At 67.6% G+C, this 25,666-nt stretch carries 25 protein-coding genes; 17 read left to right on the top strand and 8 right to left on the bottom strand.

The features are described 5' to 3' along the window. Window positions 1–49: 49 nt before the first annotated feature. Complete coding sequence (locus JVH1_RS03780) at window positions 50–742, top strand: HU family DNA-binding protein (RefSeq protein WP_011598380.1); 693 nt, start codon at window positions 50–52, stop codon at window positions 740–742. Window positions 743–845: 103 nt separating this feature from the next. Here the strand turns inward: JVH1_RS03780 and JVH1_RS03775 are convergent, their stop codons facing one another. The 3 genes from JVH1_RS03775 to cofC all read right to left on the bottom strand — a co-directional run bounded on the left by JVH1_RS03775 (window position 846) and on the right by cofC (window position 4,811). Beyond that, window positions 846–1,781 (bottom strand): NUDIX hydrolase, encoded by a 936-nt coding sequence (locus JVH1_RS03775; RefSeq protein ID WP_009479688.1) that lies wholly within the window; start codon window positions 1,779–1,781, stop codon window positions 846–848. Between the two features lie 34 nt (window positions 1,782–1,815). Continuing rightward, window positions 1,816–4,020: an RNA degradosome polyphosphate kinase gene (locus JVH1_RS03770; protein ID WP_009479689.1), complete on the bottom strand. Its 2,205-nt coding sequence runs from the start codon at window positions 4,018–4,020 to the stop codon at window positions 1,816–1,818. Window positions 4,021–4,088: 68 nt separating this feature from the next. Then, the gene (gene cofC / locus JVH1_RS03765; RefSeq protein ID WP_043782267.1) at window positions 4,089–4,811 is read right to left on the bottom strand and encodes a 2-phospho-L-lactate guanylyltransferase; all 723 of its coding nucleotides are present in this window, start codon (window positions 4,809–4,811) and stop codon (window positions 4,089–4,091) included. Window positions 4,812–4,960: 149 nt separating this feature from the next. On the opposite strand from cofC, the gene JVH1_RS03760 reads away from it, so the two are divergent. The 3 genes from JVH1_RS03760 to JVH1_RS03750 all read left to right on the top strand — a co-directional run bounded on the left by JVH1_RS03760 (window position 4,961) and on the right by JVH1_RS03750 (window position 8,287). Next, window positions 4,961–5,959 (top strand): NAD(P)H-dependent glycerol-3-phosphate dehydrogenase, encoded by a 999-nt coding sequence (locus JVH1_RS03760; protein ID WP_009479691.1) that lies wholly within the window; start codon window positions 4,961–4,963, stop codon window positions 5,957–5,959. Window positions 5,960–5,963: 4 nt separating this feature from the next. Beyond that, on the top strand, window positions 5,964–7,088 hold the full coding sequence (locus tag JVH1_RS03755) for a cystathionine gamma-lyase (RefSeq protein ID WP_009479692.1): 1,125 nt from the start codon (window positions 5,964–5,966) through the stop codon (window positions 7,086–7,088). A 92-nt stretch (window positions 7,089–7,180) separates the two neighbouring features. Next, the gene (locus tag JVH1_RS03750) at window positions 7,181–8,287 is read left to right on the top strand and encodes a D-alanine--D-alanine ligase family protein (RefSeq protein ID WP_009479693.1); all 1,107 of its coding nucleotides are present in this window, start codon (window positions 7,181–7,183) and stop codon (window positions 8,285–8,287) included. Window positions 8,288–8,306: 19 nt separating this feature from the next. On the opposite strand, the gene JVH1_RS03745 is transcribed toward JVH1_RS03750, so the two are convergent. Beyond that, a complete protein-coding gene (locus JVH1_RS03745; protein WP_009479694.1) occupies window positions 8,307–8,903 on the bottom strand; it encodes a DUF3515 domain-containing protein in 597 nt (198 codons plus the stop codon). Window positions 8,904–8,905: 2 nt separating this feature from the next. Next, window positions 8,906–9,139, bottom strand: coding sequence for an Lrp/AsnC ligand binding domain-containing protein (locus tag JVH1_RS03740; RefSeq protein ID WP_009479695.1), 234 nt, complete (start codon window positions 9,137–9,139; stop codon window positions 8,906–8,908). A 247-nt stretch (window positions 9,140–9,386) separates the two neighbouring features. Here JVH1_RS03740 and JVH1_RS03735 point away from each other — a divergent pair, with 247 nt between their 5' ends. From JVH1_RS03735 to JVH1_RS03725, 3 genes are read left to right on the top strand one after another with little or no spacing between them, the layout of a single operon-like run. Then, window positions 9,387–10,298, top strand: coding sequence for a thiamine-phosphate kinase (locus tag JVH1_RS03735; protein ID WP_009479696.1), 912 nt, complete (start codon window positions 9,387–9,389; stop codon window positions 10,296–10,298). A gap of 9 nt (window positions 10,299–10,307) precedes the next feature. Further along, window positions 10,308–10,829 (top strand): gamma carbonic anhydrase family protein, encoded by a 522-nt coding sequence (locus tag JVH1_RS03730; protein ID WP_009479697.1) that lies wholly within the window; start codon window positions 10,308–10,310, stop codon window positions 10,827–10,829. After that, window positions 10,829–11,503 carry a uracil-DNA glycosylase gene (locus JVH1_RS03725; RefSeq protein ID WP_009479698.1) on the top strand — a complete coding sequence of 225 codons (675 nt, stop codon included), beginning with the start codon at window positions 10,829–10,831 and terminating at the stop codon, window positions 11,501–11,503. Before JVH1_RS03730 ends, JVH1_RS03725 begins: the two co-directional genes overlap by 1 nt. Window positions 11,504–11,548: 45 nt before the next feature. Here JVH1_RS03725 and JVH1_RS03720 read toward each other — a convergent pair whose 3' ends face one another. Both JVH1_RS03720 and rpmB read right to left on the bottom strand, forming a co-directional pair. Next, a complete protein-coding gene (locus JVH1_RS03720) occupies window positions 11,549–12,337 on the bottom strand; it encodes an enoyl-CoA hydratase/isomerase family protein (RefSeq protein ID WP_009479699.1) in 789 nt (262 codons plus the stop codon). Between the two features lie 148 nt (window positions 12,338–12,485). Further along, complete coding sequence (gene rpmB, locus JVH1_RS03715) at window positions 12,486–12,677, bottom strand: 50S ribosomal protein L28 (protein ID WP_005240429.1); 192 nt, start codon at window positions 12,675–12,677, stop codon at window positions 12,486–12,488. Between the two features lie 235 nt (window positions 12,678–12,912). Here rpmB and JVH1_RS03710 point away from each other — a divergent pair, with 235 nt between their 5' ends. The 10 genes from JVH1_RS03710 to mutM all read left to right on the top strand — a co-directional run bounded on the left by JVH1_RS03710 (window position 12,913) and on the right by mutM (window position 24,917). Next, a complete protein-coding gene (locus JVH1_RS03710; RefSeq protein WP_081437492.1) occupies window positions 12,913–14,601 on the top strand; it encodes a DAK2 domain-containing protein in 1,689 nt (562 codons plus the stop codon). A gap of 8 nt (window positions 14,602–14,609) precedes the next feature. Then, window positions 14,610–16,868, top strand: coding sequence for an ATP-dependent DNA helicase RecG (gene recG / locus JVH1_RS03705; protein ID WP_009479701.1), 2,259 nt, complete (start codon window positions 14,610–14,612; stop codon window positions 16,866–16,868). Between the two features lie 155 nt (window positions 16,869–17,023). Then, on the top strand, window positions 17,024–20,428 hold the full coding sequence (locus JVH1_RS03700; protein ID WP_009479702.1) for a pyruvate carboxylase: 3,405 nt from the start codon (window positions 17,024–17,026) through the stop codon (window positions 20,426–20,428). Continuing rightward, window positions 20,425–20,991 (top strand): 16S rRNA (guanine(966)-N(2))-methyltransferase RsmD, encoded by a 567-nt coding sequence (gene rsmD, locus JVH1_RS03695; RefSeq protein ID WP_009479703.1) that lies wholly within the window; start codon window positions 20,425–20,427, stop codon window positions 20,989–20,991. The genes JVH1_RS03700 and rsmD overlap by 4 nt, the downstream gene beginning before the upstream one ends. Next, complete coding sequence (gene coaD, locus JVH1_RS03690) at window positions 20,988–21,482, top strand: pantetheine-phosphate adenylyltransferase (protein ID WP_005240440.1); 495 nt, start codon at window positions 20,988–20,990, stop codon at window positions 21,480–21,482. Before rsmD ends, coaD begins: the two co-directional genes overlap by 4 nt. Before the next feature lie 108 nt (window positions 21,483–21,590). After that, complete coding sequence (locus tag JVH1_RS03685; RefSeq protein ID WP_009479705.1) at window positions 21,591–22,364, top strand: DivIVA domain-containing protein; 774 nt, start codon at window positions 21,591–21,593, stop codon at window positions 22,362–22,364. A 158-nt stretch (window positions 22,365–22,522) separates the two neighbouring features. Beyond that, complete coding sequence (locus JVH1_RS03680; protein ID WP_009479706.1) at window positions 22,523–23,083, top strand: DUF177 domain-containing protein; 561 nt, start codon at window positions 22,523–22,525, stop codon at window positions 23,081–23,083. Between the two features lie 2 nt (window positions 23,084–23,085). Then, window positions 23,086–23,268 (top strand): 50S ribosomal protein L32, encoded by a 183-nt coding sequence (gene rpmF / locus JVH1_RS03675; RefSeq protein ID WP_005240446.1) that lies wholly within the window; start codon window positions 23,086–23,088, stop codon window positions 23,266–23,268. A gap of 19 nt (window positions 23,269–23,287) precedes the next feature. After that, the gene (rnc, locus tag JVH1_RS03670) at window positions 23,288–24,046 is read left to right on the top strand and encodes a ribonuclease III (RefSeq protein WP_009479707.1); all 759 of its coding nucleotides are present in this window, start codon (window positions 23,288–23,290) and stop codon (window positions 24,044–24,046) included. After that, a complete protein-coding gene (gene mutM, locus JVH1_RS03665; RefSeq protein ID WP_009479708.1) occupies window positions 24,039–24,917 on the top strand; it encodes a bifunctional DNA-formamidopyrimidine glycosylase/DNA-(apurinic or apyrimidinic site) lyase in 879 nt (292 codons plus the stop codon). The genes rnc and mutM overlap by 8 nt, the downstream gene beginning before the upstream one ends. On the opposite strand, the gene JVH1_RS03660 is transcribed toward mutM, so the two are convergent. After that, complete coding sequence (locus JVH1_RS03660; protein WP_043782273.1) at window positions 24,859–25,563, bottom strand: pyridoxamine 5'-phosphate oxidase family protein; 705 nt, start codon at window positions 25,561–25,563, stop codon at window positions 24,859–24,861. The two genes, mutM and JVH1_RS03660, sit on opposite strands and share 59 nt — an antisense overlap. Window positions 25,564–25,666 lie beyond the last annotated feature (103 nt).

The following is a 25,666-nucleotide window of genomic DNA, read 5'->3' as shown; positions in this document are numbered from 1 at the left end:
AGTTCGTAGTCGGTCCGATGATGGACCATTAGTTCGCGGAGGAATTTCAATGAATAAGGCAGAGCTCATCGATGTTCTGACCGAGAAACTGGGCACGGACAGGCGCACGGCAACGGAAGCTGTCGAGCATGTCGTGGACACGATCGTCCGGGCAGTGCACCGCGGCGACAGCGTGACCATCACCGGTTTCGGCGTCTTCGAGCAGCGTCGTCGCGCAGCACGTGTCGCACGCAACCCGCGCACGGGTGAGACCGTCAAGGTCAAGCCGACGTCGGTGCCGGCGTTCCGTCCGGGCGCTCAGTTCAAGGCGGTTATCGCTGGCGGCCAGAAGCTTCCGGCCACCGGTCCGGCAGTCAAGCGCGGCGCAGCGGCGCCCGCCACCAAGGCTGCCGCCAAGAAGGCTGCTGCAAAGAAGACGGCTGCCAAGAAGACCGCAGCCAAGAAGGCGGCCCCGGCCAAGACCACAGCCGCGAAGAAGACCGCAGCCAAGAAGGCTCCGGCCAAGACCACGGCCGCGAAGAAGACCGTGGCGAAGAAGGTGGCTCCGGCCAAGACTGCAGCCAAGAAGACTGCAGCCAAGAAGGCTCCGGCCAAGACCACGGCTGCGAAGAAGACCGTGGCGAAGAAGGTGGCTCCGGCCAAGACTGCAGCCAAGAAGACTGCAGCCAAGAAGGCTCCGGCCAAGACCACGGCTGCCAAGAAGACCGCAGCAAAGAAGGCTCCCGCGAAGCGCGCCAAGTAATACAGCGCACACGGGACTGCCCGAACACTGACAGGCGCCGACCCTGGGGGTTGGCGCCTGTCAGTGTTCTCCTGGCCTCCCGGTGAACTCCGGCCGGTAGGGCTCAGTCCTTCCGAGTGGGAGGCAGCGGACTGTCGATGTGATCGGCGGCGATGAGTTTGCCGCCGGACAGCGAAAGCACCCAGGTGCTCGCCTTCCTGTTCCGCGCCGGGGGAAGTGTGATGCCGTCGTTCTCCGCCCACCAGTCGAGCAGATCGGGAATGACGCCTCCCTGACTGCAGATCACCTGAACTCCGCCGAGAGCGGCGATCTTACGGACCCTCGTGCGGGTGGCCACCGGGTCGGCGGTGTAACTCTCCTCGGACAGCAGCGGATCCAACCGGACGGTCGTGTCCAGCGCGCGCGCCAGCGGCTCGACCGTCTGTGTGCACCGCGTCCGGTCGGCGGACGTGATGACGGTGGCCCCGAACGCTTCGAGTTGCGGGACGAGCGCCTCGGCCTGGTGTAGGCCGTTCGTATCCAGGGGCCGGGTGGTGTCGTCGCCCTTGTACCGCTTCCGGCTTCCAGCCTTGGCGTGCCGGACCAGGAGCACGGTCGCGGTGTCGGGTGGCTGGGCCGTGAATCGGCGGAGCATCTTGCGATCCATGGGATACGACAGTTGATCGGCCACCTCGGATACGGGAAGCCACCGCATCTCGTCCACTTCGCTGTTGGAGACGAATTCACCGGCGCGGGCTTCTGCCGCCCAGTACTCGACTCGTTTCAATCGGCGGTGGCCCGGAATCGGATATGTCAACGCGCCCAGATGCCGGCCGAGGCGCCCGCGAATACCCGTCTCTTCTTCCACCTCACGCAGTGCGGCCACCACGGCGGTCTCTCCGGGGTCGAGCTTTCCCTTCGGAAATGACCAGTCCTCGTATTTGGGCCGGTGAATGAGCGCGATCTCGATCTCGTCGGGATTGCCGGGAGACTTTCGCCACAGCACTGCCCCAGCAGCGAAGATATTGGCTTTGACCGGTTTGCCGGGTGAACTGCTCACCGAGTTCCTTCCTTCTGCCGCGGACTCGCCGCGATCAGGATCCGGTGCCCATTCGTTTGCGCATCATGGCCTCCTGGTGGTCGCGAACCTCCTCGCCGCGGGCAGGCGACGGAACCCACCGGCCGTCGGACCCGAGCACCCAGCACCGCGTGACGGGATCGAGCGCGGAATCGACGATCTCGCCTATCTGAGCAGTGAGCCGAGGATCTTTCACCTGCGCCATGACCTCGACGCGTCGGTCGAGGTTGCGGTGCATCATGTCTGCGCTGCCGATCCAGTATTCGTCGGCGCCGCGGAAATGGAACACCCGGGAATGCTCGAGGAATCGTCCGAGAATCGACCGGACGTGGATGTTCTCACTCAGGCCGGGAACTCCGGGTTTGAGGGCGCAGATGCCACGCACGACGATTTCGACGGGCACACCGGCCCGGGACGCGCGGTAGAGCGAGTCGATCACCTGCTCGTCGACCAAGGCGTTGGCCTTCAGCAGGATTCCGGCGTCCTCGCCCCGCAGTTTGTGGGCGATTTCACCGTCGATCCGCTCGATGATTCCCCGGCGCACCCCGTACGGCGCGACGAGCAGGTTGCGATACTGCGTCTTCCGCGAGTAGCCGGTGAGGGAATTGAACAGGTCGGTGAGGTCCGCGCCGATCTCGGGTGCGGCGGTGAGGAGGCCGATGTCTTCGTACAGGCGGGCAGTCTTCGGGTTGTAGTTGCCGGTACCGATGTGGCAGTAACGCCGGATGGTGGACCCTTCGCGACGGACCACGAGACACGTCTTGCAGTGGGTCTTGAGCCCGACGAGTCCGTACACCACGTGCACACCCGCGTGTTCGAGCTTGCGGGCCCACTTGATGTTCGCCTGCTCGTCGAATCGCGCCTTGATCTCGACCAGTGCCACAACCTGTTTGCCCTCCTCAGCGGCGGTGATCAATGCATCGACGATGGGGGAGTCGCCCGAAGTGCGGTAGAGCGTCTGCTTGATCGCCAGAACCTGGGGGTCGGCCGCGGCCTGTTCGATGAAGCGCTGGACGCTCGTGGAGAACGAGTCGTACGGGTGGTGGACCAGGACGTCGCCGTCGCGGAGTGTGGAGAAGACGCTCTTGGGTGTTTCTCTCTCGCCGAACGCCGGATGCGTTGCCGGGACGAACGGTGCGTCCTTGAGGGCGGGTCGGTCGACCGCGTACACCTGCCACAGGCACGACAGATCCAGCAATCCGGGTACCTGGATGACGTCGCCGGGATCGACGTCGAGTTCGCGCAGGAGAAGTTCGAGCATGTGCTCGGTCATGTCGTCCGCGACCTCGAGCCGCACCGGTGAACCGAAGCGGCGGCGGGCCAACTCACGCTCGAGGGCCTGCAGAAGATCCTCGTCGCGGTCTTCCTCGACCTCGAAATCGGCGTTGCGCGTGATCCGGAACGCGTGGTGCTCCACGATCTCCATGCCCGGGAACAGCATGTCGAGGTGAGCGGAGATCAGATCTTCCAGGGGCAGGAACGCGTCGATGGAGGAGGGCGTTTCGTCGCGGCGGACGCGGACGAACCGGCCCACGTTGTCCGGAACCTTGACCCTCGCAAAGTGTTCGCCACCGGTCACCGCATCCTTCACCGTCACCGCGAGGTTGAGACTCAGCCCGCTGATGTACGGGAACGGGTGGGCATGGTCGACGGCGAGCGGAGTGAGCACGGGGAAGATCTGGTCCTGGAAATGCACCGACAAGCGCTCGCGGTCGTCGTCGGTGAGATCGTCCCATCCGATGATGGAGATCCCTTCGGCGGCAAGCGCGGGACGAACGGAGTCGAGGAAGACCCGTGCGGCCTTCTCCGAGATCTCCTGGGTCCGGGTCGCGATCAGCGAGAGCTGCTCGCGCGGGGAGAGACCGTCGGCGGACCGCACGGACAGCCCGGTCTCGTCGCGGCGCTTGAGTCCGGCCACGCGGACCATGAAGAACTCGTCGAGATTGGACGCGAAGATGGCGAGGAACTTGGCGCGCTCGAGCAACGGCAGCGACGTGTCCTCGGCGAGGGCGAGGACACGGGCATTGAAATCGAGCCAACTGAGTTCGCGGTTCAGGTAACGATCTTCGGGGAGTCCGTCGGTCAGCGCGCTGGTGAGGGCACTCGTCGCAGCGGGTGGCGCCATCGGAACGTTCGTGGGATTGGCCGTGACGATGCTGTCGCGGGTTCCGTTCTTTCCGTCGACGTCGGTCTGCTGGTCGAGTGCTTCTCGGTTACTCACTCCACGATCATCCCTCGAGAATTCGGCCGCCGACAATCGATGGGGCAAATTCACACGGCGCGCGCGGCCTACTCGTTTCCGCAGCGCGAGGGGGCGGTGTGTTCGAGAGCGTCGAGGGCGGCACGCGTCGCAGGTCCGACGCCGAGAGCCTGCGCGGCATCGAGATCGTCGGCGGTGTCGACGTCGGTTCGCAGACCGGGCCAGTGCCCGTCGAGGGGCCGCGCCCCGGACTCGAGATGCCGCTTCGCCGATCCCGGTCCGAACCGGGGATCGAGCGGAATCTCCGGGTCGCAGGAGAACAGTGCGGCGGTTCCGGTGCCGTGATGATCGACGACGACCGACCTGCCACCGGTTCTCGCCGCGGCGAGTGCTTCACCGAATTCGCCTCCGCGCAGAGACGGAAGGTCGGCCTGCAGTGCGACGACGTCGACTCCGCGCTCGTTGCGGCGGACGTGCTCGGCCGCCGCCGACAGCGCCGCATTGAGGCTGTGCTCGGTGCCGCCCTCGTCCGGCCGATCCTCGGCGGAAACGGGTGCGGGGTCGGCGTAGACGTGCGCGCCGACACTGCGCGCGAGCCGCGCCACCGCGGGATCCGGCGTGACCACGGTGACACCGACGACCGTCGCGACGTCGCTGACGACGGCCAGGGTGTCGCGCAGCATCGACAGGACCAGTCCGGTGCGGTCCGCCGTGTCGAAGACACTCGACAGCCGCGTCTTGGCCGCGTGGAGTTCCTTCACCGCGACGAGAACGTGCGCGCGCGGCGCCACGGATCGGGTCGCTGTGCTCATGCGGATATCTTGCCAGCCCGCGCGGGGCGGTGCTCCGGACGCCCGGTCGCGGCTGAGCAGCGAACGAGTTCGGTAGCGGGGCGGCGCCCGACCTCGGCATCGGCAATACTGTGGGCGACGCATCGGGTAACGAACGACGAGGGGGCTGTGTGAGCAAGGCTGCGGTACTGGGAGCGGGTTCATGGGGGACTGCATTTGCGAAGGTCCTGGCCGATGCCGGGACCGATGTCACCATGTGGGCGCGACGCGCTGAGGTCGCCGAATCGATCGTGTCGCGGCACGAGAACGCGGACTACCTGCCGGGCATCGCCCTGCCTCCGTCGTTGACCGCCACCGACGACGCGCGGGCCGCACTCGACGGCGCCGACATCGTCGTCCTCGCGGTGCCGTCGCAGTCCCTGCGCGACAATCTGCAGGTCTGGAGTCCGATGATCCCCGAGGACGCCACCCTGCTGAGCCTCGCCAAGGGCATCGAAACCGGCACCCTCATGCGGATGAGTCAGGTGATCATCCAGGTCACCGGCGCAGACCCGGGGCGTGTAGCCGTGCTGTCCGGGCCCAATCTGGCCCGGGAGATCGCGATCGGTCAACCGGCGGCGACGGTCGTCGCGTGCACGGATTCGACGCGGGCACTGGAACTGCAGAAGGCCTCGGCCACCGGATACTTCCGTCCGTACACGAATTCGGACGTCATCGGGTGTGAGATCGGTGGCGCCTGCAAGAACGTCATCGCCCTCGCCTGCGGTATGGCATCGGGAATCGGTCTGGGAGAGAACACGATTGCGAGCATCATCACTCGTGGTCTCGCCGAGATCATCCGGCTGGGAGTGGCCCTCGGTGCGAAACCTGCCACCCTCGCGGGTCTCGCGGGAGTGGGCGATCTGGTTGCGACGTGCACGTCGCCCCTGTCGCGCAATCGGTCGTTCGGTGAACGCCTCGGTCAGGGTGGTTCGATCGAGAGTGCCCAGGCGGCTACTCACGGTCAGGTCGCCGAGGGTGTGAAATCGTGCTCGTCCGTGCGGGCTCTCGCGGCCAGTTACGACGTCGAGATGCCGCTGACCGATGCCGTGCACCGGGTGTGCCACGAGGGCGTCGTGGTGCAGGACGCGATCGGTCAGCTGCTCGGCCGTCGCACGAAGCCGGAGTGAGCTCGTGAGTGGTGATTCCACCCGCTGCGTCAAAGCCGTTGCCGCAGAAAATGTTCCCGGCTCGCCGATGCAGAGGGGGCCGGTTTTCGCGGCGCCGTATCAGCTGAGCGCGGACGAGGGAACCGAGTCCGACACCTACGCGCGTGCCTCCAATCCGGGCTGGCGCGACCTCGAATCGGCGCTGGCGACGCTCGAAGGCGCCGCGGGCGCGCTCGTCGTCGGCTCCGGGATGTCGGCGGTCACCGTCGTGCTGAGGAGTCTGCTCACCGCCGGCGACACCGTGGTCGTTCCGTCCGACGGCTACTACCAGGTGCGCGCGTACGCGCGGGAGCGCCTGGAGCCGATGGGCATCACCGTGCACGAACTGAGGACCGCCGACATGGCCGGCGAGGCGGCCGCCGCACTGCTGGCGTCCGCCGAGGGGACGACGGTGGTGGTGGCCGAGACTCCGGCCAACCCCTCCCTCGACGTAGTGGATCTACGCGCCGTGTCCGAGCAGTGCGCGAACGCGGGCGCCGTTCTCGTGGTGGACAACACGACCGCCACCCCGCTCGGCCAGCAACCGCTCGAACTCGGTGCCGACGTGGTAGTCGCTAGTGGCACAAAGGCTTTGAGCGGTCACAGTGATCTCCTCATGGGATACATCGCCGCGTCGGACGCCGACTTCCTGGCCGGGATGGAACGCGAGAGGGCCCTGTCGGGCACGGTGCTGGGGCCGTTCGAGACGTGGCTCGCCCACCGGAGTCTCGGGACGGCCGGTCTGCGTTTCGAGCGTCAGTGCGCCAACGCCCTTGCCGTGGCGGTCCTGCTCGAGTCACACCCGGCGGCCCACCGCGTCCGGTATCCGGGTCTGCCCGGAGATCCTGCGCACGCCGTCGCCGCCGGTCAGATGCGTCGATTCGGCGGGCTGGTGAGCTTCGAGGCGGACTCCGCCGAACAGTTCCACCGACTCGTGGCCGGAAGTGAACTCCTCGTGCCCGCGACGAGCTTCGGTGGCATCCACACCAGCGCCGACCGCCGGGCCCGGTGGGGAGACCCGGTACCCGACGGGTTCGTGCGGATCTCGTGCGGAATCGAGGACACCGAAGACCTCGTCGCCGATCTCGAGCAGGCCCTGTCCGCATTGTGAGTGCAGGGCTCGACGTGTCGTGAGGTCGGCGAAGGAAATATGAGGAGAGGTGGGTGCGGTGAGCGTGTCGCGGCGACGGTACGGTTTGTGTCGTGAGTAAACCGCGTACCCGGGTAGCCGTCATCTTCGGTGGCCGCAGCAACGAGCATTCCGTGTCCTGTGTGTCGGCCGGAAGCGTCCTGAGGAACCTCGACCCGGAACGGTACGAGGTGGTGCCGATCGGCATCACCACGGAGGGCTCGTGGGTCCTCGGCTCCACCGACCCCGAAACGCTGTCCATCCGCGGCCGGGCACTGCCCAGCGTCGATGCCGACGGGTCCGCGCTGGCCCTCACCGCCGACCCGACACGGTCCGGCGACCTCGTCGCCCTCGACGACGGCGAAGCGGGCAAGATCCTGGCCTCGGTCGACGTCGTCTTTCCCGTCCTGCACGGCGCCTATGGCGAGGACGGCACGATCCAAGGCCTGCTCGAACTCGCAGGTGTCCCGTACGTCGGTCCCGGCGTACTCGCCAGCGCTGCCGGTATGGACAAGGAATTCACGAAGAAGCTGCTCGCCGCGGAAGGCCTGCCCATCGGGTTCCAGGTCGTCCTGCGACCGGGCACCGCCACACTGACCGACGAACAGAAGTCCCGCCTCCACCTCCCGGTGTTCGTGAAGCCGGCCCGTGGCGGATCGTCGATCGGTATCACCCGGGTGGCCGAGTGGGCCGCGCTCGACGACGCCATCGCCCACGCCCGCCTGCACGACCCCAAGGTGATCGTCGAATCGGGGATCATCGGCCGCGAGGTCGAGTGTGGAGTCCTCGAGTTCCCGGACGGTGACGTGCGGGCCAGCGTCATCGCCGAGATCCGGATGCCGGAAGGCGCTGGCGACGACGAGGCGTTCTACGACTTCGACAGCAAATACCTCGATGACGTGTGCGAGTTCGACGTGCCCGCGAAACTCGACGAATCGGTCAGCGACGAGATCCGCGAACTCGCGGTGCGCGCGTTCTCCGCGCTCGACTGCCAGGGTCTCGCGCGGGTCGACTTCTTCGTGACCGAGGACGGCCCGGTGATCAACGAGATCAACACGATGCCGGGATTCACGTCGATCTCGATGTACCCGCGCATGTGGGGCGCGGTGGGCGTCGACTACGGCACCCTCGTCTCGACCCTGGTCGACACCGCCCTCGCGCGCGGCATCGGTCTGCGCTAGAGAAACCGCGGTCCGGCGCTCAGGGATTCGCCACGGGCGCCGGATCGAGGGGCTTCTGCGGCAACGCCTGCGACACCGCGCCGGAAATGTCCTGAAGCGGCGTCGGTCCCACCCCGGTGGGAACCGTGAGTCCGATGTACACGCCGCGGTCGACGGCGAAATAGCTGCTCGCGTCGATTCCGGCGCTCGCACCCGAGATCTCGAACCACTGAACTCCGTCGATCACCTGCAGCGCCGAAGCCTGATCGAACTCCGCGGGACGGTCCAGACCGCAACGCAGGACGAGTGGTTCACCCTCGGCCGGCTGCCACGCCGCCGTCGCCTCGGGTGCGGGTTCGGTGAGCTCGGCGCGCGTGTAATCGCCCAGCGCGTCGGGGAGGCCCGCCATCAGGGTGGCGCACTCCGCGGAGCCGGATGCGGGTGCGGGCACGGGGCCCAGCGACACGGGTTCCTTCACCGGGTTCCGCCCGGCGAACACCGCCGCGACGACGATGCCGATGACCAGGGCCACGGGAAGCGCCACGGCCGTCGCGATGAGTGCGGGATTCCGCCGCTCCGCGGGGACCGGGTCGGAGTTGCCGGCGGGTGTGTTCTGTTCGGGTTCGAGGTCGGACATGCTCAGTTCTTGTTCGCAGACTTTTCGGGGACGTCGCAGGTGAGGGTGCGGGTGATGCCGGAGACCTGACGGATCTCCTTGACGACGGGAGCGACCTCGTCAGCGGACACCCGCACGATGACGTCGTACGGCCCGACCACGTCCTCGGCGGTCCGGACTCCGGTGATCTTCGCGATCTCGGTCGCGATCGCCGCAGCCTTGCCGACTTCGGTCTGGATCAGGATGAACGCTTGCACTCTCGCTACGGCCCTTCCCTGCTCCGCGCCGCATCGATCTCGGTAGAGTCGCGGGTGCTTCGGCGCGCTGATCGGTCACGTGCCGAGAAGTCCCGGCAACAGCTAAAAGGTACCGCAGTCGCACATTCCGTCGACCGGACCCACAGCCGCTGCACGGGCCACCCGACACTGGAGGCACACCATCACATCGACGGATTCCCCGGACCCGACCCCGCCCCTCACCGTCGCCGACGTCGGCGAGTTCGCCGTGATCGGCCGAGCGGTGCAGGGCCGGGTGCAGCCCCCGTCCACTCTGATCGGCCCCGGCGACGACGCCGCCCTGGTCCGAGCCGACGACGGCCGGGTGGCGGTGTCCGCCGACATGCTGGTGCAGGACAGGCACTTTCGGCTCGACTGGTCGTCCCCACGCGATGTGGGCCGCAAGGCGGTGGCACAGAATGCGGCCGACGTCGCGGCGATGGGGGCGCGGCCCACGGCCTTCCTGGTCTCCCTCGGTCTCCCGCCGGACACGTCGATCGACGTGGCGGACGGCATCTCGGCGGCAATCGGGGAAAGCGCCGAGGAACTCGGGGCCGGTGTCGTGGGCGGTGATCTCGTGCAGGCCGGACAGGTCGTGATTTCCGTCACCGTCCTCGGTGATCTGGGTGGCAGAAGCCCGATCCGGCGGTCGGGCGCGCGGCCCGGCGACGTCGTCGCGGTGGCCGGCGAACTCGGCCGGTCGGCGGCCGGTCTCGCGCTGCTGCTCGGCGGGTCCTCGGATTTCCCGGACCTGCTCACCGCGCATCGAGTCCCCACTCCGCCGTACTCCGCCGCCTGGGCCGCCGCGGACGGGGGCGCCCACGCGATGACCGACATCTCCGACGGGCTCCTCGCCGACCTCGGTCACATCTGTGACGCCTCCGGCGTCGGAATGTCCCTCACCCGATCCGACCTGGCCGTCTCACCCGAACTGGTGTCGGCGGCGAAGGTTCTCGGCGTCGACCACTGGGAATGGGTGCTCACCGGGGGAGAGGACCACGGTTTCGCCGCCACCTTCCCCGCCGCCGTCCCGCTCCCGGCGGGGTGGACCGCGATCGGCGCGGTGCACGACGGGTCCGGCATCTCGGTCGACGGCGAGACCTGGCCGGGGGCCGGCGGCTGGCAGAGTTTCTCGGTATAGGTTGCACGCATGGCTATCTACGCGCTCGGGGACCGCGAACCCGACATCCATCCGGACGCCTACGTCCATCCCGACGCCGTGGTGATCGGGAACGTGACCCTGGCGGCAGGCACCTCGGTGTGGCCGCAGGCCGTGCTCCGCGCCGACTACGGCACCATCACCGTCGGCGCCGACACGAACATCCAGGACGGCACCGTGATCCATTGCACGATGATCGATCCCACCGTCATCGGCTCGGGGTGCGTCGTCGGTCACGCGGCGCACATCGAGGGATCCACGATCGGCGACCACTGCCTGATCGCCTCCGGTTCGGTCGTTCTCAACGGTTCGGTCATCGGCGCCGGTTCGGTCGTCGGTGCCGGTGCCGTCGTTCCGTTCAAATTCGAGGTTCCGCCGCGGAGCATGGCGCTCGGCGTCCCCGCGAAGATCCGGCAGGGCTACGAGGTTCCCGAGGGGCACCTCGAGATGAACGTGAAGATGTACGCTGCGAACGCGGCCTACTACCGCGACTCGCTGCGCAGGCTCGACTGATGGCGGCGCCGCTGGCGGACCTCGTCGAGGCCGGATGGGCAGACGCACTCGAACCGGTGTCCGGACGGATCACGGAGATGGGCGAGTTCCTGCGCGCGGAAATCGCCGACGGGCGTGAGTACCTTCCCGCCGGAGAGAACGTCCTGAGGGCGTTCACCCACCCGTTCTCCGAGGTCAAGGTCCTGATCGTGGGTCAGGACCCGTACCCCACACCCGGTCACGCGGTCGGTCTCAGCTTCTCGGTGGCTCCGGACGTGCGCCCCGTGCCGCGCAGCCTCGGCAACATCTTCACCGAATACAGCAAGGACCTCGGCTACGAGACGCCCACCACCGGGGACCTCACCCCGTGGTCGCGTCAGGGAGTGCTTCTGCTGAACAGGGTTCTCACCGTGCAGCCCGGACTCCCGGCCTCACACCGGAAGAAGGGCTGGGAGGCGGTGACCGAGCAGGCCATTCGCGCTCTCGTGGCGCGCCCCGAACCCCTCGTCGCAATTCTGTGGGGCCGGGACGCATCCACGTTGAAACCGATGCTCGGCGACGTGCCGACGATCGAGTCAGCGCATCCCTCACCGCTGTCCGCGTCGCGCGGATTCTTCGGTTCGCGGCCGTTCAGCCGCGCGAACGAACTCCTCGACGGCCTGGGCGCCGAACCGGTGAACTGGCAGCTGCCGTAAACGGCGAATTTCCTTACTGCACAGACGAGAAGTCGGCACGCCGTTTCACTGCACAGACGAGAAATCGGCACGCCGTTTCTCGACGAAGGCGTCGACGCCCTCGCGTCCCACCGGGCTGTCGGCCGCGGTGGCGATCGACGCGGCCTCCGCGTCGAGTTGCTCGGCGAGCGTGCGATATCGGGAGGCGCGCACGAGCGTCTTGATCCCCGAGTAGGACGGCGTCGGGCCGGCCGCGAGGGTGCGGGCCAGCCGAAGCGCCTCGTCCTGGACGACGTCGTCGCCGACGAGGCGGCTGAGGATGCCCAGGCGGACGGCCTCGTCACCGCTGAGAACGGCATCGGTGATCAGAATCTCGCGCGCCCGGGCGTCGCCGACGATGCGCGGGAGGGTCCACGACATGCCGCCGTCCGGGGTGAAGCCGATGGAAGGGTAGGCCGGGCGCAGCTTGGTGCCCGGGCCGCCGATGGCGACATCCGTCAGGCACACGAGGCTCATGCCGGCGCCCGCTGCCCACCCGTGAACACCGGCGATCACCGGAACGGTCACGGCGTCGAGCGCACGAACGAATTCGTGGAACACGCGCGCCACCTCGGCGACGTATTCGCTTCGCACCGGTGCGGACGCGAAGGCGTGCACGTTGCCGCCCGCGCAGAAGTTCGGGCCCTCCCCGACGAGAAGGACGCTGCCGATTCGGTCACCGACTGCTTCGAGTGCCCGGGCACCCTGCACCATGCCCTCGCCGTCCAGCGAGGTGCCGTTCTCCGCCGTCGCGATCGTGATGCGCAGGACGCCGTCTTCGAGCTGTACTTTGCTGAGTCCATCGAGAGAAGTCACCGTTGCACCTTACGTGGGCCCCCGCCGGGGCCCGACGTGCCCCGATGCGCTGCGACGACGCCGAATCGGACAGGTGTGGCGACATAAAAAAACTGCGCCCCCGACACCGAAGTGTCGGGGGCGCAGTGACATCGCACGCAGCGTCGGGTCAGCCCCGAGCAACCTTTCCAGCCTTCAGGCAGGAAGTGCAGACGTTGACCTTCCGGGTGTTTCCGGGGGCAACCTCGGCACGAACAGTCTGAATGTTCGGGTTCCAGCGACGGTTGGTACGCCGGTGCGAGTGCGAGACCGACTTACCGAAGCCGGGCCCCTTGGCGCATACGTCGCAGACGGCAGCCATAGTCGCGAACTCCTTCAAGATAGTGAACTGTGAAATTTGCTGGCCTCGTGGAGACAGGACACAGCAAGCGCGCCCTGTACGAGGCAACCGTGCAAGAGTAGCCGCTCGAGTGCGGATTGGCCAAACCCGGTCCCGAAGCGCTCGGACCGCGGGCCCGATCATCGTCCCCCGACTAGTCTGACGGCACCTTCCCATTCCCTGGCCGGAGAGGATGACAGTGGCCCCTGAGCTCCCGATGGACGGGCGAGTCCTCGAATCGTGGGCGCGGACCGCCGTCGCGGGTCTGGAAAAGCGGTGCGAGGAGATCAACAGCCTCAACGTCTTTCCGATCCCGGACTCCGACACGGGCACCAATCTGCTGTTCACGATGCGTGCGGCGCTGGGTGCGATCGACGAGTTCGCGGGCAGCGGCACCAAGGACGTCCGGCAGGTGGCCATCGCCCTGGCTCGGGGCGCGGTCGCCGGCGCGCGCGGGAACTCCGGGGTGATCCTGTCCCAGGTGCTGCGAGGGATTGCGGAAGCAGCCGTTACCCCCGCCGTCGACACCAGGACCGTCCGGACCGGGCTGCTGATGGCCACCAACCTGGTGACGGACGCGGTGAGCTACCTGGTGGAGGGGACCATCGTCACCGTGCTGCGCTGCGCCGCCGACGCCGCGGCGGAGTATCCGGACGAGGCGCCGATCGCGGTCACGGCCCGCGCAGCCGCGGATGCGGCGGCGTCCGCGCTCACCAGGACGCCGTCGCAACTCGAGGTGCTCGGCACCGCAGGCGTCGTCGATGCGGGAGGACTCGGCCTCGTCGTGATCCTCGACGCTCTCGTCACAGCGGTGACGGGGGCACCGCCCGATCGCGCACCGATCGCGCTCCACGTTCCGCGCCGCACCCCGTCCAGGCATCGCGCAGAGCTCGTCCCCGTTTCCGCGCCGCCCGCGTCGCAGGGCCCGCACGCGCATCCGGGACCCGGACCCGACTGCGACGAGGGTTCGGATCAGGATTTCGAGGTGATGTACCTGGTCGCGGAGTCCGACGAGGACCGCATGGCGGAGTTGCGCACCACGCTGAACGCCCTCGGGGACTCGATCGTGATCGTCGGCGACGGCGGCGGAGGCTGGTCGGTGCACGTGCACTGCACGGACGCGGGCGCAGCCGTGGAGGCCGGCCTCTCGGCGGGACGCATCCACGGAATCCGGGTCAGCAGCTTCCTCGTGGATGCGCGGGACCAGGGGTTGCTCGTTCCACCGGTCCGGACCCGGCCGGATCAGGGGGAGCGGGGAATCGTCGCCGTCGTGGCCGGTGACGGTGCCGCCGAACTATTCGCCAGCGAGGGCGCGACAGTCCTCCGATGCGACGACGCCCCCGTCACCCGGGCCCAGCTCCTCGGCATCATCAGGCAGATGGGACGCACCGAGGTGCTCGTCCTCCCCAACGGCGCGCTGACGGCGCAGGAACTCGTCGCGGTCAGTGCCGCGGCGAGGGACGCCCGGCACGAGGTCCTGCTGCTCGCGACGTCCGCGATGGTGCAGGGACTCGCGTCCCTGGCGGTGCACGACCCCGAGCGTGAGGCGGTGGACGATGCCTTCGCGATGTCGGAGGCCGCCGCCGCCACCCGCTGGGGATCGCTGCGCATCGCCAGGGAACGGGCCCTCACCTATGTGGGCACGTGCGAACCGGGCGACGGCATCGGACTGATGGGTCACGAGGTGATCGTCATCGAACCGGACGCGGTCGCGGCCGGACGACGACTCGTCGACCTCGTCCTCGGCGCGGGTGGCGAACTGGTGACGCTCCTGATGGGGTCGGAGGCGCCGGACGGGCTGGACACGGAACTGGCCGATCACATCTCGCAGCGGCACCCCGGCGTCGAGGTGATGATCTACCACGGTGGACAGCCTGGAGATCTGTTGCAACTCGGGGTGGAATGAGGAATTCGATGGCCACATTGTCCGACCGGCTCGATCATCTGCTGGGGAAGAAGACCGCCGACGCGCTCGAGGAGGCGTTCGACATCCGCACGGTCGAGGACCTGCTGCGGCACTACCCGCACCGGTACGCCTCGCAGGGCCGCGAGCTCGCGGAGAAGGACCCGCCGGAGGGCGAGCACATCACGATCATCGCCCGGGTCACGTCCGCGGCCGTCGTGAAGATGAAGAACCGGCCGGGCAGCATGCTCAAGGTGGTCCTGTCCACCGATACCCAGAACGTGGACGTCACCTTCTTCAGCCCGCAGAAGGTCAAGCACGTGATCAAGCCGGGTGTGCGCGCGATGTTCTCGGGAACGGTCAAGTACTTCCGCCAGAAGTGGAGCCTCACCCACCCGAGCTACCTCATCCTTCCCGAGCCGCGGGCCGGCAGCGAGGACCCCGTCGTGAACGTCGGCCGGATCCGCGGCGCCGGGGATCTCGCAGGAATCGCCCGGGCGTCGCAGGAAGCCGGTGCCGGGGTCGACATGTCCGTGTTCGACCGGGCGCTGATCCCGCTCTATCCGGCCACGCGGGACGTCGAGAGCTGGACGATCATGAAATGCGTCCGCCAGATCCTGGACCAGCTCGATCACGTCGACGACCCCCTGCCGGAGAACATCCGGGCCGAACGCGACCTGATCGGCCTCGACGACGCCCTCCGGTCGGTCCACCTGCCCGACACCCGCGAGGACGTGGAGAACGCCCACGACCGTCTGCGGTTCGACGAGGCGACGGCGCTGCAACTGGTTCTCGCCCGTCGCCGCCACGACAACGCCGAGCGAGTCGCGCCCGAGTGCCCGCCCGTGCCCGGCGGGATCGCCGACGTGTTCGAGAAGATGCTTCCATTCCAGCTCACCGACGGTCAGCACGCGGTCGCCGACGAGATCTCCGCCGACCTGGCGCGGCCGCACCCGATGAGCAGGCTCCTGCAGGGTGAGGTGGGTTCGGGTAAGACGATCGTGGCCCTGCGCGCCATGCTCCAGGTGGTCGACGCCGGCTACCAGTGCGCCCTGCTCGCCCCGACCGAGGTGCTCGCGACGCAGCACGCCCGGTCGCTGCGGGCGATGCTCGGCTCCCTCGCGACCGCCGGGGAACTCGGGGCGCACGAAAAGGCCACACGGGTGGCGCTGCTGACGGGGTCGATGCCGGTCGCCGCCAAACGCACGGCTCTGAACGAGGCGATCACCGGCGACGCCGGGATCGTCATCGGCACGCACGCCCTCATCCAGGACAACGTCGAGTTCTTCAACCTCGGGATGGTGGTGGTCGACGAGCAGCACCGGTTCGGAGTCGAGCAGCGCGACCGGTTGCGGTCGAGGGCGCGGGAGGGGCTGAGCCCGCACCTGCTGGTGATGACGGCGACGCCGATTCCCCGCACCATCGCGATGACGGTGCTCGGCGATCTCGAGGTGTCGACGCTGCGGCAGCTGCCGAAGGGCAGGTCGCCGATCAAGAGCAGTGTGGTACCCGCGTCCCAGAAGCCGCAGTGGGTCGCGCGCGCGTGGGAACGGATCCGCGAGGACGTGGCCGAGGGGAGGCAGGCCTACGTCGTGTGCTCGCGCATCGGCGACGGCGAGAAGGGTGACGGCGAGGACGCGTTCGACGAGAAGGCGCCCGAGACGAAGTCCGCCGTCGAGGTGTTCGAGGAGTTGAGTGGCAGCATCATGCCCGACCTGCGGGTGGGTCTGCTGCACGGCCGTCTTCCCGCGGACGAGAAGGACGCGGTGATGCGCGACTTCACGGCCGGCGACATCGACGTCCTGGTGTGTACCACGGTCGTCGAGGTCGGCGTCGACGTCCCGAACGCGACGATCATGGTGATCGTCGACGCGGACCGTTTCGGTGTGAGTCAGCTGCACCAGCTGCGCGGACGCGTCGGCCGTGGCAGACACCAGGGCCTGTGCATTCTCGTCACGGAGATGAATCCGGGCGGTCCCGCCTACGAGCGTCTGTCGAACGTGGCGTCGACCAACGACGGTTTCGAGCTCGCGCAACTCGACCTCGCCACCCGCCGCGAGGGCGACATTCTCGGCGCGGCGCAGTCGGGCACGACGTCCACGTTGCGGCTGTTGTCGTTGCTCGGCCACGAGGACGTCATCGCTGCGGCGTCCGAGTTCGCGCGTTCGGTGATCGCGGACGATCCGCGCCTCGACAACCATCCCGGGCTGTCCGCGATGGTGACCTCGGCGCTCGACGCGGACCGCATCGAGTATCTGGAGAAAACGTGAGAACTTACTTCGCTTCACGTAAATCTTCGCTCGTCTGTTTCGGGTCTGTTGCAGAATTCGCACACGTCAGGGGGGTCTTTGTGAAGTTTGTGGAGGATCCTGAAATGTGGGATGCCACTTCTCCGCGGCCGTCCGCGGCGGGGTAGTTTGCTCCAATGTTCTCCAAAGTCCTGGTCGCCAACCGTGGCGAAATTGCGATCCGCGCTTTCCGTGCCGCCTACGAACTAGGTGCTGGAACGGTCGCGGTGTTCCCGTACGAGGATCGGAACTCGATCCACCGTCTGAAGGCTGATGAGAGTTATCAGATCGGCGAGGAGGGACACCCGGTTCGGGCGTACCTCTCCGTCGACGAGATCGTCTCCGCGGCCAAGCAGGCAGGCGCCGACGCCATCTACCCCGGCTACGGCTTCCTTTCCGAGAACCCGGATCTCGCCGCCGCGTGCGCCGAGGCGGGCATCACGTTCGTGGGTCCCTCCGCCGAGGTGCTCGAGCTCACCGGCAACAAGGCGCGTGCAATCGCCGCGGCGAAGGCCGCCGGTCTGCCGGTGCTGGCGTCGTCGGAGCCGTCCGCCGATGTGGACGAGTTGCTGGCCGCGGCCGAGACCATGCAGTTCCCGCTGTTCGTGAAGGCCGTCGCCGGCGGCGGTGGCCGCGGCATGCGCCGCGTCGCCGAGCGGGCTCAGCTCAAGGAGTCCATCGAGGCCGCCGCGCGTGAGGCCGAGTCGGCCTTCGGCGACCCGACGGTATTCCTCGAACAGGCCGTCGTCGACCCGCGTCACATCGAGGTCCAGATCCTGGCCGACGGTCAGGGCAACGTCATCCACCTGTTCGAGCGGGACTGCTCGCTGCAGCGCCGCCACCAGAAGGTGATCGAGCTCGCGCCGGCCCCGAACCTTTCGGAAGAGCTGCGGGCGAAGATTTGCGCGGACGCAGTGGCGTTCGCGAAGGAGATCAACTACTCCTGCGCGGGCACCGTCGAATTCCTCCTCGACACCCGCGGCAACCACGTCTTCATCGAGATGAACCCCCGCATCCAGGTCGAGCACACCGTCACCGAAGAGGTCACGGACGTCGACCTCGTGCAGTCGCAGCTGCGGATCGCGTCGGGGGAGACCCTCGCGGACCTGGGCCTGAGCCAGGACAAGATCACGCTGCGCGGTGCGGCTCTGCAGTGCCGCATCACCACCGAGGACCCCGCCAACGGGTTCCGCCCGGACACCGGCCGGATCACCGGGTACCGCACCCCGGGTGGTGCCGGCATCCGCCTCGACGGCGGGACGTCGGTCGGCGCGGAGGTTTCCGCGTACTTCGATTCGATGCTCGTCAAGCTGACGTGCCGCGGCCGCGACTTCGAGACCGCCGTCGCCCGGGCCCGCCGCGCGGTCACCGAGTTCCGCATTCGCGGTGTGTCGACGAACATCCCGTTCCTGCAGGCGGTGCTCGACGACCCCGATTTCAAGGCCGGCCGGGTCACCACGTCGTTCATCGAGGAGCGCCCCCAGCTGCTCACGCTGCGCAGCTCCGCCGACCGTGGCACCAAGATCCTCACCTACCTCGCCGACGTGACGGTCAACAAGCCGCACGGCGAGCGGCCGTCGGCGGTGTACCCGCGCGACAAGCTGCCCCAGATCGACCTGTCCACCCCGCCGCCGGACGGCAGCCGTCAGAAGCTGCTCGCCCTCGGGCCGGAGGGATTCGCCAAGGCACTGCGGGAGCAGAAGGCCCTCGCCGTCACCGAGACCACGTTCCGTGACGCACACCAGTCGCTGCTCGCGACCCGCGTGCGGACCAGCGGTCTGCTCGACGTCGCCGGGCACGTCGCCCGGCTGACCCCCGAGCTGCTGTCCATCGAGGCGTGGGGTGGTGCGACCTACGACGTGGCGCTGCGGTTCCTGCACGAGGACCCCTGGTACCGGCTGGCCGCTCTGCGCGAGGCCGTGCCGAACATCTGTTTGCAGATGCTGCTGCGCGGACGGAACACCGTCGGCTACACCCCGTACCCGGAGAAGGTGACGCGGGCGTTCGTCGAGGAGGCCACCAACAGCGGCATCGACATCTTCCGCATCTTCGACGCCCTCAACAACGTCGACCAGATGCGACCGGCCATCGACGCCGTCCGCGAGACCGGCACCGCTCTCGCCGAGGTCGCCCTGTCCTACACCGGCGACCTGTCGAACCCGGACGAGAAGCTGTACACCCTCGACTACTACCTGCGCCTGGCGGAGGAGATCGTCGAGGCCGGTGCGCACATCATCGCGATCAAGGACATGGCCGGACTGCTCCGCGCCCCCGCCGCCACGACCCTGGTGACGGCGCTGCGCGAGAACTTCGACCTGCCCGTGCACGTGCACACCCACGACACCCCGGGTGGTCAGCTCGCGACGTACCTGGCCGCATGGCAGGCAGGCGCGGATGCGGTCGACGGTGCCTCGGCCGCGATGGCGGGCACCACCAGCCAGCCGGCGTTGTCGGCGATCGTGGCCGCGGCCGCGCACTCCGAGTACGACACCGGCCTGGACCTGCAGGCCGTGTGCGACCTCGAGCCGTACTGGGAAGCGCTGCGCAAGGTGTACAAGCCGTTCGAGTCCGGGCTGCCGGCCCCGACCGGACGCGTCTACACGCACGAGATCCCCGGCGGCCAGCTGTCGAACCTGCGCACCCAGGCCGTTGCGCTCGGTCTCGGTGACAAGTTCGAGGAGGTCGAGGCCAAGTACGCGGCCGCCGACCGGATGCTCGGGCGCCTCGTCAAGGTCACCCCGTCGTCGAAGGTGGTCGGCGACCTCGCCCTGCACCTCGTCGGATCCGGAGCGTCCACCGAGGAATTCAAGGAGAACCCGGCGAAGTTCGACATCCCCGATTCGGTGGTCGGGTTCCTGCGCGGCGAACTGGGCACCCCGCCCGGCGGCTGGCCCGAACCGTTCCGTACCCGGGCCCTCGAAGGTCGCGGAGCCGCCAAGCCCGAGGTGGCTCTGTCCGCGGACGACGAGAAGGCACTCGCGGGCACGTCCGCGGAACGTCGGGCGACGCTCAACCGGTTGCTGTTCCCCGGCCCGACGAAGGAATTCCTCGAGCACCGGGACAAGTACGGCGACACGTCGCAGCTCTCGGCGAACCAGTTCTTCTACGGCCTGCGCCGCGGCGACGAGCACCGGGTCCGCCTCGCACCGGGTGTCGAGCTGATCATCGGGCTCGAGGCCATTTCTGAACCCGACGAGCGGGGATACCGCACCGTCATGTGCATCCTCAACGGTCAGCTGCGTCCGGTGTCGGTGCGCGACCGGTCCATTTCCAGTGAGCTCCCGGCCGCCGAGAAGGCCGACAAGAACAACCCCGGCCATGTGCCGGCGCCGTTCGCCGGTGTGGTGACCCTCGCCGTGACCGAGGGCCAGCACATCGCCGCCGGCGACACGATCGCGACCATCGAGGCCATGAAGATGGAAGCGGCCATCACCGCCCCGCGAAGTGGCACGGTCTCCCGGCTGGCCATCGGATCGGTCCAGCAGGTGGAGGGCGGCGACCTCCTCGCCGTCGTGTCGACGGGGGAGTCCGCGAGCGAGTGACTCGGATCATCGCGGGACTCGCGGGCGGTCGACGCCTGCGAGTCCCGCCGAGCGGGACCCGGCCCACCTCGGACCGGGTCCGCGAGGCATTGTTCAGCGCCCTGCACAGCCGGATGGATCTCGAAGGCGCGTCCGTCCTCGACCTCTACGCGGGGTCGGGGGCGCTCGGCCTGGAGGCGCTCTCCCGGGGTGCGGACCGCGTCGTCCTCGTCGAGTCCGACTCGAAAGCGGCGGGCATCATCAAGCACAACGTGACGACGGTCGGTCTGCCGGGAGCGGAAGTGCGCGGCGCTCCGGTGGCGGCGGTGCTCGCGGGCACCGCCGACCGGCCGTACGACCTGGTGATGGCGGATCCGCCGTACGCCGTCGACGACGAGGCGGTACAGACGGTGCTCGGCCACCTCCGGGTCAACGGCTGGGTCGGCGACGGCTCGATCGTGGTGCTCGAGCGGTCGTCGAGGTCACCCGAGACAGCCTGGCCCGAGGGCTTCGCGCCCGTCAAGGCGAAGAAGTACGGCGAGGCGAGAATCGAATTGGCGACCTGCTACGGTCTGGACTCATGACTGGCGCTGTCTGCCCCGGATCCTTCGACCCCGTGACCAATGGCCACCTTGACGTGATCGGCAGAGCTGCCGCGCAGTTCGACGAGGTCATCGTGACGGTCATGGTCAACAAGAGCAAGCGTGGCCTGTTCACCGTCGAAGAGCGCATCGAGATGCTCGAAGACTCGACCAGTGAGCTGCCCAACGTGCGAGTGTCCTCGTGGCACGGCCTGCTGGTGGATTACGCCAAGCAGCAAGGGATCACAGCGATCGTCAAGGGCCTGCGCGGCGCCAACGACTTCGACTACGAGCTGCAGATGGCGCAGATGAACCAGAAGCTCAGTGGCGTCGACACCCTCTTCATCCCGACCAACCCCACCTACAGCTACCTGTCGAGTTCGCTCGTGAAGGAAGTGGCCACGTTCGGCGGCGACGTCTCCGACATGCTGCCCGAGAAGGTGCACGCCCGCCTTCTCGCGAGGATCGCCGAGCGCGCCGCCGAGAGCAGCTGATACCCGACACACCGGCTGCCACGACACACCCGCGGCGTCCGGTCGGGCAGACTTGCACGAAGAAGGCTGCGCCGACCTGCTGAGGGTCATGGATGATTGGGGTTGCTTGTGTACCGGGTATTCGAGGCGCTCGACGAACTTGTCGCGATTGTCGAAGAGGCACGCGGCGTACCGATGACCGCCGGCTGCGTGGTTCCGCGCGGCGACGTCCTCGAACTGCTCGACGACGTGCGCGATGCCATTCCCGGTGAACTCGACGACGCCCAGGACGTCCTGGACCACAAGGACAAACTGGTGGGGGACGCCCGGTCCAACGCGGAGAAGACCATCTCCAGCGCCAACGCCGAGGCGAACTCCACCATCGAAAACGCGCGAGACGACGCCGACCGCATTCTGGCGGACGCGAAGGCGCAGGCCGACCGGATGGTCGCCGAGGCCCGCGCGCACGCCGAGCAGTTGGTCACCGACGCGCGCGCCGAGGCCGAGTCGTCCGTCGCGGAAGGCCAGCGCGAGTACGACGCACTGACGGGTCGTGCGCGCTCCGAAGCCGATCGCATGATCGAGTCGGGCAAGGCGTCGTACGAGAGGTCCGTTGCGGAGGGTAAAGCCGAGCAGGCACGCCTCGTCTCGCAGACGGAAGTCGTCCAGGCGGCGCACACCGAGTCGGCCCGGGTGATCGACTCCGCGCACGCCGAATCGGATCGTCTCCGCTCGGACTGCGATCTGTACGTCGACACGAAGCTCGCGGAGTTCGAGGACTTCCTGAACGGCACCGTCCGGTCCGTGGGCCGGGGACGTCAGCAGTTGCGGACCGGTTCGGGTGTCCCCGACTACGCCTCGGACTACGACGTCGACGACCGACGGGCGGAGCGTCGCCGCTGAGCGACCGTCAGGCCGGCGCTCTCGACCGAATTTGGCTCCACCGCGCAGATTGCGTATCGTGGAGTGGTTGCCCTTTGTCGTTTCCCTTTTCTCGAAAGTGAAGTTTGTTGTCATCCCATCGCCACAGCTCATCGCGTTCCCGGCGGGACGCGGACTTCGTGCTGGACACGGTCAAACTCGGCCGTCGTCCCGGTTCGATGCGCACCGTGGAACGGGTGGTGACGGCGCCACAGCGCATCGGTCTCGACCTGATCGCCATCGAGGAAGGATCGGAGATCGATCTCGATCTCCGGTTGGAGGCCGTATCCGAGGGGGTTCTGGTCACCGGTTCGTTGCGAGCCGACACCGTGGGGGAGTGTTCGAGATGCCTCGAGCCGTTCTCCGACACGGTGGACCTGACTCTCACGGAGCTGTTCGCTTACCCGGACAGCGCCACGGAAGAGACCACGGAGGAGGGGGAGGTCTATCACGTCGTCGACGACGAGATCGACCTCGAACCCGTCGTGATCGATGCCGTCGGCCTCGCACTGCCGTTGCAGCCGCTCTGCAGTGACGACTGCCAAGGATTGTGCCCAGAATGTGGCGTTCGCCTGGCGATTGCCGAATCTGGCCATGGGCATGACATACTTGATCCTCGCTGGGCTGGTCTTGCAGCCAAATTTGGCGTGGAATCAGAACCCAGCAAGAATCTTGTGAACACCGAAGCCGAGGAGAAGTAGAAGTGGCTGTCCCCAAGCGCAGAATGTCGCGATCCAACACGAGGTCGCGTCGCAGCCAGTGGAAGACCACTGTGCCTACCCTCGTCACCTGCCCCAACCGTGGCTGCGGCGAGAAGACGCTGCCCCACGTCGCGTGCCCGTCGTGTGGCACATACAAGGGCCGCCAGGTCACTGCCGCCGTCTAGTTCTCCGCGGAGAGGCGTTGTGACGAGCGACATCAGTAATACACCCGCCGGCGGCGAGGAGGATCATGCTTCCCTCCTCGCCGCCCTCGGCGTAGAAATCGAGCCTTCGCTGCTCACCCTGGCGTTGACGCACCGCTCGTATGCGTACGAAAACGGTGGTCTGCCCACCAACGAGCGTCTCGAATTTCTCGGTGACTCCGTGCTCGGAGTCACCGTCACCGAGAAGCTGTACCTTGCGCATCCGGACAAGTCCGAGGGTGACCTCGCGAAGATCCGGGCGAGCATCGTCAACATGCACGCGCTCGCGGAGGTGGCCCGCACTCTCGGTGAGGGCGGCCTCGGTGCCCATCTTCTGCTCGGCAAGGGCGAGGAGATGACCGGTGGCCGTGACAAGCCGAGCATCCTGGCCGACGGCATGGAGTCGATTCTCGGCGCCATCCACCTCGAGCACGGCATCGACACGGCGCGGCGCGTCGTACTCGACCTCTTCAGCGACCTCCTCCAGCGAGCCCCCCGCCTCGGCGCGGGCCTGGACTGGAAGACGAGTCTGCAGGAGTTGACGGCGGAGCGTGGCGTCGGTGTCCCGGCGTACGAGATCACCGCGACCGGCCCGGACCACGACAAGGAATTCACCGCCACCGTGATCGTCGGCGGCAAGCCCCTCGGCGTCGGTATCGGCCGCTCCAAGAAAGAGGCCGAGCAGAAGGCTGCGAGCACGGCGTGGAATGCGTTGTCCGACGCAGGCCCGGACGTAGCGGCCGACGACGTCAGTGCCTGAACTACCCGAAGTCGAGGTGGTCCGGCGCGGACTCGAACGCCACATCGTGGGGGCGTCGATCGATTCCGTCGACATCCTGCACCCACGGGCGATCAGGCGTCATCTGCCCGGCGCCGCCGACCTCGCCGGACAGCTCACCGGCGAACGCATCGCGAGCGCCGACCGTCGTGGAAAGTATCTGTGGCTGGTCCTCGAACCCAGCACGGTCGCTCTCGTGGTGCATCTCGGCATGAGTGGTCAAATGCTCGTGCAGCCACCGGAATTGCCGACCGAGAAGCATCTGCGGATCCGGGCCCGGCTCGATTCCGGTCTCGACCTCCGGTTCGTCGACCAGCGGACGTTCGGGGGCTGGGCGCTGGCGCCGCTCGTCGACGTCGACGGCTCGCTCATCCCGGACTCGGTGGCGCACATCGCCCGCGACCCACTGGATCCGCGTTTCGACCTCGCGGCCACCGTGAAGGTCGTGCGCGGCAAGCACACCGAGGTCAAACGTGCGCTTCTGGACCAGACCGTCGTCTCCGGCATCGGCAACATCTATGCGGACGAGGCGCTGTGGCGCGCACGGATCCACGGAAATCGGCTCACCGACAGGCTGAGTGGTCCCAAGGTCCGGGAAGTGCTCACGGCCGCGCAGGAGGTCATGCGTGAGGCACTCACCCAGGGCGGCACGTCCTTCGACGCGCTCTACGTGAACGTCAACGGCGAGTCGGGCTATTTCGACCGTTCGCTGTCCGCCTACGGTCAGGAGGATCGCCCGTGCCCGCGGTGCGGCACCGCGATCAGGCGAGAGAAATTCATGAACCGCTCGTCGTTCAGTTGCCCGAAGTGCCAGCCGGCACCACGGAGAAGCCTGGCGAAATCGTCTGTGTGAGTTCGGCGGTCGCGGGCTCCTCGGAGAGCTGCCCGTCGGTGTCGTGGCGCGGTGTCGCCTTGGCGTCGAAGTAGTCGCCGCCCTTGCGTTTCACGTCGTCGGTGCCCCACTCGCGGTGGCGGGGAACCGGTGCCATTCTCGGAATGTGCTTGCGGCAGTGGATGTATGCTTCCTCCACGTCCACGACCACCCAGCGTTCCGGGATCCGGCCGTTCGTGTGGTCCGCAGGCAGATCCGCGATCTCGGAGCGCAGGACGGGGTCTTCGACGATCCGGGCCGAGCCGTTCACGTGCAGTCCGATGAGGTCCTGCACGAAGTCCACGAGAATGATTCCGACGTGCGGGTTTTCCCGGATGTTGCCGAGGCTCGCCATGACTCCGTTGCCGCGGTACTCGGGGTACGCGAGGGTCTTCGAGTCGATGACGTGCATGAATCCCGGTGTCCCGGCGCGCAGACTGTTGTCGCATTCGCCGGACGCGTCGGCGGTGGCGATGAAGGCGATCTCCTGGCGGCCGACGAAGTCGATCATCGTCGGATTGAGATGGTCCAGCATCTGATCCGAGTAGAACTTGGCGGCACGATCCTCGGTTCCGTACTCGGACTGAAGCCCGCGCTCTCCCACACTACCGATCTGGCCCATCTGCATTCCCCGCTACGTCTCGGCGTCATTGGTCGGTTCACCCTACGGCCCGCCGGTTCCCTCTGCTGAGAATCGTCGTTCACAATTGCGTGGAAACCACTGCCGCCCA

Origin of the sequence: Rhodococcus sp. JVH1, from assembly GCF_000280725.2 — a bacterium.
GTDB classification, from domain to species: domain Bacteria; phylum Actinomycetota; class Actinomycetes; order Mycobacteriales; family Mycobacteriaceae; genus Rhodococcus_F; species Rhodococcus_F jostii_A.
This window is presented reverse-complemented; position numbering and strand designations above follow the sequence as displayed.